The sequence below is a fragment of the Mycobacterium arosiense ATCC BAA-1401 = DSM 45069 genome, from assembly GCF_002086125.1.
Classification (GTDB): Bacteria; Actinomycetota; Actinomycetes; order Mycobacteriales; family Mycobacteriaceae; genus Mycobacterium; species Mycobacterium arosiense.
The window spans coordinates 1-386 of record NZ_MVHG01000262.1; the positions used below are offsets into that span (position 1 = coordinate 1).

1 pseudogene is annotated in these 386 nt (G+C 59.6%); it reads right to left on the reverse strand.

What is annotated here, in order from left to right:
• Positions 1-80 precede the first annotated feature (80 nt).
• Positions 81-311: pseudogene (locus BST14_RS28400) on the reverse strand (monooxygenase); the annotation flags it as partial.
• Positions 312-386 lie beyond the last annotated feature (75 nt).

Genomic DNA, 386 nt, shown 5'->3' on the forward strand with positions numbered 1-386 from the left:
CTGCGGCACTGACCGCTTGAACCATCATCTCGAAGAATCACAAGACGACCCCGTACACCACGTCCCTGGACTTGACCACCGTCGATGCGATGGCGCAGCCGCTCCATCATCTTGTAGTCCTCCTCCTCATGCAGTCGCATGAACTGCTCGGGAGTCACCTCGGCGGGCTTCTCCAGAGCGAGAATCCGCGCGGCGGTATTGCGGCCGAGTTCAGTCCAGAAGTCGCATACCAGATCCGCTGGCGCTGACACTCCGCCTTCGAAGGTCAAAGCATGGAAATTACGGCGCCGTTCCTCCTGCCAGCCCGGCTGATCGCGCTCGTCGAAAGTCCTCAGGTGTGCTTGCCGAAATTCCTCACCTGTGAGCAGCGGTCAGTGTAGTTGTTG